This is a genomic window from Roseiarcus sp. (genome assembly GCF_052145395.1).
GTDB lineage: Bacteria > Pseudomonadota > Alphaproteobacteria > Rhizobiales > Beijerinckiaceae > Roseiarcus.
In genome coordinates this window covers 1-7,043 of sequence record NZ_JBKQOT010000414.1, presented here as the reverse complement: position 1 = coordinate 7,043, position 7,043 = coordinate 1, and the positions used below count along the sequence as shown (strand labels likewise).

The window sequence follows — 7,043 nt, the reverse complement described above, 5'->3', positions numbered from 1 at the left end:
GGCCTGACCACGCTGATCGGGCCGATGATGAACAGTGCGGGACTGTACTGGATCGCCATCGAGCTGACCACGCTGGTGAGCACGTTCCTGGTCGCCTTCGAGCGCGCGCCGGAGAGCATCGAGGCCGCCTGGAAATACATCATTGTCGTATCGGCCGGCATAAGCCTCGCCCTGCTTGGCACCGTGCTGTTCTATTGGAGCGGCACGTTCGTGATCGGGCCGACCTACGACATGACCTGGACGACCTTGCAGGAGGCCGCGCCGCGCCTCAATCCTGCGCTGGTGTCGCTGGCGTTCCTTCTCGTTCTGATCGGCTACGGCACAAAGGTCGGCCTCGCGCCGATGCACACCTGGCTGCCCGACGCGCATAGCGAAGGCCCAGCTCCCGTGTCGGCGCTGCTGTCGGGCGCGCTGCTCAACACGGCCATGGTCGGGGTGGTTCGCTATCTCGCCATCGCGGACGCCGCAGGGATCTCGAGGCTCGCGCGGGGCACGTTGCTGGCGCTCGGCGCCTTCTCGCTCTTCGTCGCGGCTCTCTTCATCGTGCGCCAGAGGGGCGTCAAGCGCCTCATGGCGTATTCCAGCGTCGAGCACATGGGGATCATCGCGCTGGGTTTCGGATTCGGCGGTTCATTGGGAATCGCGGGGGCTCTCTACCACATGCTGAACCATTCGCTGAACAAATCAGCGATGTTCTTCGCTGCCGGCGCCGTTATGCGCGCCTACCAGACGAAGCGCATCCCGAGCATCCGGCGCGTGCTCAAGCATTTTCCCGTCCTCGGAGGCCTATGGCTGGCGGGCGCTGTCGCCATCACCGGAGCGCCGCCGTTCGGCCTGTTCCTGAGCGAACTCACCATCATCCGCGCGGGGCTGGCGGCGTCCCAGAATATCCTGATCGGTCTCATGGCGGTCCTCCTCATCGTCATCTTCGTCGGCTTCCTGAACCAGTTCAGGATCATGTATTTTGAGGATGGTGAGTCGAACGACCCTGACGTCCGCGCCGTCACGCCTTGGATGATCGCGCCGATGTGGCTTGCGATCGTTCCGCTGCTCGTTTTGGGGCTTTGGTGGCCGCAGGCGTTTTGGGACCACTTTCAGACGATCGCGCTGTCCCTTGGCGCCTCAGATGTGACGGGGACGGCGCCATGATCGGAACACGGGCGCGGAGACTTTCGCCGGACGATATTCGATCGGTCGCCGAAGCGCTGTTGGCTGCGGGGGGCCGGGTTCGGTTCGCCTACGCCTGGTCGCCGGCAGAGAGCCAGGTGGAAGTGCGTTACATCGCGTCGGTTCCCGATCAGCGCGATTTCGAAATGTGGGTTGTGAGGGGCGCCTGGGAGTTGCCGAGCCTCGCGGCGATCTTTCCCTCGCTCGGCTGGTACGAGAGGGAAATGATGGACCTGAGCGGGCTCAGTTTCATCGATCATCCGGAGCCTTATCCGCTTGTCCTCAAAGACAGCGGGCAGGAGTTCGGGCAGGAGTTGATGAACGCCGTCCCCGCAGCGAGCGGTCGCCCCCGCCTTCCCGATATCGACGCCGTCGACGTCCAGCAGTTGCCGTTCGGGCCGATCCGGGCGGATGTGCTGGAGTCCGCCGAATTCACGTTCCTCTACGTCGGCGAACATATCATCCATTACCAGCCGCGCCTCTTCTTCAAGCACCGCGGCATGGAGACCTGCTTCGAGGGCGCGGATCCACAGCGGGCGGTCGTGACGGCCGAACGCGTGTCCGCGGTGGGGTCGGTCGCGCATGCGCTCGCCTATTGCGAAGCAGTCGAGCGGGCCGCGACCTGCGCCGTCCCCGTTCGGGCGAATGCGCTGCGCGTCCTGCTCGCGGAACTCGAGCGCATCTATAATCACCTCCACTACCTTGGCCACCTGTGCCACACGACCACGCTCAAGGTCGGAGAAGCGCAAGGAAAGCTTCTGGAGGAGAAGGCGAAACAACTGAACGCCCGCCTGACCGGGAGCCGCTTCCTGCGCAGCCTGCTCATCCCGGGCGGACTGCGCCGCGACCTCGAGCCCGGACAGTGGCTTGGCGACGCCCTGGAAAGCCTGCGAGAGGAGTTCGCCACCTACGTCGGGAAGCTCGAGAACTCCGAGAGTCATCTCGATCGGCTGATCACAACCGGTCTGCTCCGGCAAAAGGTGGCGTTCGATCAAGGCGCGACAGGACCAGTGGCAAGAGCGTCCGGCGTCGTCCGCGACTTGCGCCTCGACCATCCCTACGCGCACTACGATGGCCTGCCGCTGACGGCGCCGACGTTCGACGACGGCGACGCTTACGCCCGGGAGCGGGTCCGCTTCGCAGAAGTCGAAGCGTCTTTCGTTCTGTGCCAGCGCATTCTTCTGCTCCTCGAGGCCGGGCCCGTTCGCGTCGAATGCAACCCGGCGCCTCATGCGGAAGGACTCGGATGGACTGAAGGACCCCGCGGCGCGGTTTACTATGCCGTACACGTCGGCGCGGACGGCCGGCTCGCACGCGTCAAGATCAAGTCACCGTCCTTCTCGAACTGGCGCGCGTTTCCCTTCACCGTGCACGACACCAACATGATGGACTATGCGATCAACGAAGCCAGTTTCGGTCTGACCATCGCCGGCTGTGACCGGTAGGAGCGGCTCATGGCCCTGTGGACATTCTTCGGACTTGCGAGCGGAAAGGCGACGACCAACTGGCCCGGGACCGGCGAAGACTCCGGGCAGCAGGGCGTGCTCGGCATGCCCCGATACAATCCCGCAGCCTGCCGCGAGGGATGCGCGGATTGCGCCGCGGTCTGCCCGACGCATGCGATCGAGGCCCGCGCCGGCGGCCTCGCCGTCGACTACGGACGCTGCGTCGTCTGCCAGCTTTGCACTGAAGCCTGTCCGACCGATGCGATGACGCCATCTGAGGATTGGGCCTTCGGGGTCACGAACCGGCAGGATCTCATTTGGTCCGAAACGAGCGTGCGAGCGCGCGCGGCCGCGACGCCCGAACGCAAAGCCTTTCGCCGCAGCCTGCACATTCGCCATGTCGACGCCGGCTCGTGCAACGGTTGCGAGTCGGAACTGCAGGCCTTGAACAACCCCTTCTACAATCTGCATCGGCTCGGGATCTTCTTCACCGCGTCCCCTCGTTTCGCCGATCTCCTTCTGGTCACCGGCCCCGTGACCAACGCAATGCGCGAGCCGTTGATGACGGCCTACGAGGCGATGGCCGATCCGCGCTGGGTGATGGCGGTGGGCACATGCGCGGTGTCGGGAGGAATTTCCGGCGGCAACTACGCCTCGGGGACCGGCCTCGAAGGCGTTCTTCCGGTCGACGTCTATTTGCCCGGCTGCCCGCCGAACCCCGCGGCTATCATGGAAGCGTTGCTGATGTTCCTCAATCGCGCCTCGCAGCGCGTGAGCGGAGGGCGGATCGATGGCTAGCGCGCTCCTGCTCGCCGCCGCTGCTCTGTGGCTCGCCGCCGCGATCCTCGCCTTGGGCGGCGTCCTCACGCTCAGTCGTTTTGCGCTCGCGGCCGGTGCCGCGGCTGGCGTGGCCGCCGCGGTGGTGGGCCTTCCGAATGCGAGCGAGACGGTAACGCTTCCCGGCCGGCTTGCCGCGGAAGTCGTGAATTTTGGCATCGCGCCGCAGGGATTGTGGTTGATGGGCTTCGGCCTCGTCCCGGCGATATTCGCCTGCTCCCTCGGTTCCCCCACTGCCGGCGGGGGGCGAGGCTGGCTGTTCGGCGCCGCGCTGAGCCTCCTTGGCGCGCTCGGCGTGTTCGGCCTGCAGAATGGCGCCGCCCTCCTGATCGCCTGGGAGGCCATGAGCCTCGGCGGCGCCATCATGATCCTCGCGGACGGTCTGGGACCGGAAGGCGGCCGGCCTGTTCTCTTCATGCTTGCGCTTCTCGAAGCCGGCGCGGTGGCCCTGGTCCTTGCCATCGCGCTGCTCGGACTTCATGCGGGAGATCTCCAATTCGACCGATACCAGGCCGCCGCACCGGTCTTGTCGGAGGCTGCGCAGATCGGCCTGGGCGTTCTCCTGCTCGTCGGCTTCGGCGCGAAGCTCGGTTTGTTGCCGTTCTACGAATGGTTCCCAGGTGCCTACGGCTCCGGTAGCGGAGCGTCCGGCGCGATTATGTCGGGCGTCGTCATGAATGCGGCGTACTTCGCCCTCGCGCGCGCTCTGATGAGCTGGCTGCCGGTCTCGCCGCAAGGCGCTTTTCCCGTGCTCGCCATCCTGGTCATCACGGTCGCCACCATCAGCGCGATTCTGACGATTCTATACGCCTTCCAGCAGGACGACTGGCGAACCCTGTTGAGCTTCTCTTCCGCTGAGAATGCATCGATCGCAGTCGCCGCTCTCGGCGCGGCGATGCTGTTTCGCAACGAGCGCCTCGACGACCTCGCCGGCCTCGCCTGGACGGTGGCGCTCCTTCATCTCGCCGGTCACGCGCTTGCAAAAGGAGCGCTTTTCCTCGCAGCGGACGGATTGCGGCGCGTGACGGGCAGTTATCACATCGCCTATGCCGGCGCCGGAAGACATTGGTTCTTCGGGGTTGGCGCCCTGCTTGCGGCCATGAGCCTGGCGGCGATGCCGCCCACTTCCGGCTTCGTAAGCGAGTGGTTCGTCTTCCAGACCGTCTTCCAGGGTTTCCATGTTCCCTATCTCAGCGGCCGGCTTGTACTCGCCCTGACCGGCGCGGGCCTCGCCCTTACGGTGGCGGTGGCGCTTGCGACCTTCGTCAAGGTCGTGGGGCTCGGCGTGCTGTCCCGAAACCGCGCCCGGGGGGCTTCCATCGAGCGACCCTACATCGGCTCGGTCGGCCTCCTCGGCCTCCTGACGCTGGCGCTCGGGGCGGGAATGCCGCTCTGGCTGCGAGCCCTCGATCGCGCGACGACGGCGCTGTTCGGGATGCAAATTGCATCCCGGATGCATGATGGAGCGCTGCTTGTTCCCCTTACCGCCAAGTTCGCATTCATTTCGCCGAGTCTTCTCGTGATCGTGATGCCGCTCCTCTCGTTGCTTCCGATCGCTTTGGCAGTCGCCACATCTCGCAGGCCGATTCGGCGAACGCCGGTCTGGTACGGCGGCCTCTCTCCCGACCGGAGGCGGGCTTCGACGACGGCGCTGACCTTCTCCAACGCGATGCGGACCTTCTACAGCTTCGTCTACCGGCCCACCGCCGCCACCGAGCGCGACGCGGATGCCGGCGGCTATTTCGTGACCAAGCTGAGTTTCGAGCACGACGTGGCCCCGATTTTCGGGCCTCTGGTGTTTCAGCCCGCCGTCATCATAGTGCAGGGGCTGGCTGCGAGGCTGCGGGTCCTGCAGTCGGGGCAGCTCAACTTCTATCTCAGTCTGATTGGATTGCTCCTCGTGCTGATCCTCGGACTGACGTTGTTTTGAGATGTAGGAAGAATCGAAGTGATATGGACGTATGGGGCGATAGCGTTCTTTGGCGTGCTGGGTTGCTGGGCAAGGTTTGCCCAGTCGACCCTGGTGCAGCTCGTGTACGGCCGGGACTTTCCCTATGCGACAATGACCATCAACGTCATGGGAAGCTTCCTCATGGGGTTTCTCTTCGTCGAAACGCTTGAGCGCCTCACGCTGGCGCCGTGGATTCGCACTGGGGTTCTGACCGGATTCCTCGGCGGCTACACAACGTTTTCCACGTTCGAGATGGAGACGCTGTTGCTCGCCGAAGGCGGGGAGATGGCGAAGGCCGCGCTCTATGTCGTTCTCTCGGTCGGACTCGGTCTCGCCGCCGCATTTGGAGGAGCCTATATCGCGAGAAATCTCTGAAGGGAGAAAACTTATGAACAACGACATCCTGATTGTCCGCGTCTATCTGCACGAGGCCGATCAGGGAAAGCGCAAGCGCTTGATGCAGGAAATCCTCGCACTTCTTCAGGAGCGGCACGCCGTACAGGCCGTCACAGTGTTTCGAGCCATTGCCGGCCTGGGCGCAAGCGGAGAAGTACGGGCCGACGACGTCCTGCGCCTCAATGTCGATCTTCCGATTGTCGTCGAGTTCTTCGACGAGCCGAAGGTCGCCGAGGCCGCCATAGCGCTGCTCAATGGCCTCATCCCCGGCGGTCACATCGTCTCATGGCCTGCACAGCGCCATGGCGCCGCCGCGCCGCCGAAGCGGGCGTTGGGAGGTGCGCGATAGCGGTTCGCCGCGTCCAGATCGCCGTCTCCAAGGGGTCCACTGCTTGCCGGTGCAGGTTGTGTGTTATGCGTAGACTTGAGCAGGAGGGGTAGATGACAGCCGTTTGGGCCCTTGCGGCATTATGGTTAGGGCTTGCGCTTACTGCGAGCCTCCTTTCGATCTGGCTCCGCATATCGACAGCGTTGTCCGAAATCGTGGTCGGCGCCATCGCGCAGCTGATTATCGGCGCAGTGATCGGGTCAGCAGTGCTCGGCACGGACGAATCGTGGATTAAATTTCTGTCCGGCATCGGCGCCATTGTGCTGACATTCCTGGCCGGCGCGGAACTCGATCCGCAGGTGTTCAAACTCAAATGGAAAGAGGCGGCCGCGTCGGGCCGGTGAGCTTTCATTTTCCGTTTCTCGGATGCGCGGCGGCGGCGCGCTATCTGCTCGGCTGGCGTCCAATGGCCAGCTGGCTCGCTGGCGTTGCCATGTCGACGACGTCGGTTGCCGTCGTTTACGCCTTGATGATCGAGTTCGGGCTCAACAGCGTAGAATACGGTACGACGCTTTTGGCGGCCTGCTTCGTCACGGATCTGGGCACCGTGGTTGCGCTTGGGCTGATCTTCGCCCCTTTCACGATGAGGACGGTAGTTTTCATCGGCGTAGGCATCTTGGTTTTCGTAATCCTGCCCTGGCTCACTCCGCGCTTCTTCAAGTTGTACGCCAATCGACCGTCGGAGCTGGAGACTAAATTCCTGCTTCTATGTCTGTTTGGCACGGGGGCGTTGGCAACCTGGGCGGACAGCGAGGCGGTACTCCCGGCCTATCTCATCGGGATGGTGCTTGCGGGCACCGTCGGAAAGGATCATGCGCTGGTCAGACGGCTGCGGACTCTGACTTTCGGTCGATTGACG

At 64.1% G+C, this 7,043-nt stretch carries 8 protein-coding genes; all 8 read left to right on the top strand.

The window, feature by feature from the left end:
* Positions 1-1,149, top strand: a 1,149-nt coding sequence (locus ACLP25_RS14010) for a proton-conducting transporter transmembrane domain-containing protein (protein WP_442469798.1), incomplete at its 5' end; no start/stop codon positions are given.
* On the top strand, positions 1,146-2,612 hold the full coding sequence (locus ACLP25_RS14005; RefSeq protein WP_442469797.1) for a hydrogenase large subunit: 1,467 nt from the start codon (positions 1,146-1,148) through the stop codon (positions 2,610-2,612). The genes ACLP25_RS14010 and ACLP25_RS14005, both read left to right, overlap by 4 nt.
* Positions 2,613-2,621: 9 nt before the next feature.
* Positions 2,622-3,410, top strand: a complete 789-nt coding sequence (gene nuoB / locus ACLP25_RS14000; RefSeq protein ID WP_442469796.1) for an NADH-quinone oxidoreductase subunit NuoB — start codon at positions 2,622-2,624, stop codon at positions 3,408-3,410.
* Positions 3,403-5,379 carry a proton-conducting transporter transmembrane domain-containing protein gene (locus tag ACLP25_RS13995; protein WP_442469795.1) on the top strand — a complete coding sequence of 659 codons (1,977 nt, stop codon included), beginning with the start codon at positions 3,403-3,405 and terminating at the stop codon, positions 5,377-5,379. Before nuoB ends, ACLP25_RS13995 begins: the two co-directional genes overlap by 8 nt.
* Before the next feature lie 18 nt (positions 5,380-5,397).
* Positions 5,398-5,775, top strand: coding sequence for a fluoride efflux transporter FluC (locus tag ACLP25_RS13990; RefSeq protein WP_442469794.1), 378 nt, complete (start codon positions 5,398-5,400; stop codon positions 5,773-5,775).
* 13 nt (positions 5,776-5,788) lie between these two features.
* Complete coding sequence (locus tag ACLP25_RS13985) at positions 5,789-6,145, top strand: DUF190 domain-containing protein (protein ID WP_442469793.1); 357 nt, start codon at positions 5,789-5,791, stop codon at positions 6,143-6,145.
* 182 nt (positions 6,146-6,327) lie between these two features.
* Positions 6,328-6,528, top strand: coding sequence for a cation:proton antiporter domain-containing protein (locus ACLP25_RS13980; protein ID WP_442469792.1), 201 nt, complete (start codon positions 6,328-6,330; stop codon positions 6,526-6,528).
* Positions 6,525-7,043: cation:proton antiporter (locus ACLP25_RS13975; RefSeq protein ID WP_442469791.1), on the top strand; the 519-nt coding region annotated here is incomplete at its 3' end. The genes ACLP25_RS13980 and ACLP25_RS13975, both read left to right, overlap by 4 nt.

Coding starts and splice junctions, on each gene's coding strand:
- ACLP25_RS13995 (WP_442469795.1), top strand. CDS start 3,403: ATGGCTAGCGCGCTCCTGCTCGCCGCCGCTGCTCTGTGGCTCGCCGCC.
- nuoB (WP_442469796.1), top strand. CDS start 2,622: ATGGCCCTGTGGACATTCTTCGGACTTGCGAGCGGAAAGGCGACGACC.
- ACLP25_RS14005 (WP_442469797.1), top strand. CDS start 1,146: ATGATCGGAACACGGGCGCGGAGACTTTCGCCGGACGATATTCGATCG.
- ACLP25_RS13985 (WP_442469793.1), top strand. CDS start 5,789: ATGAACAACGACATCCTGATTGTCCGCGTCTATCTGCACGAGGCCGAT.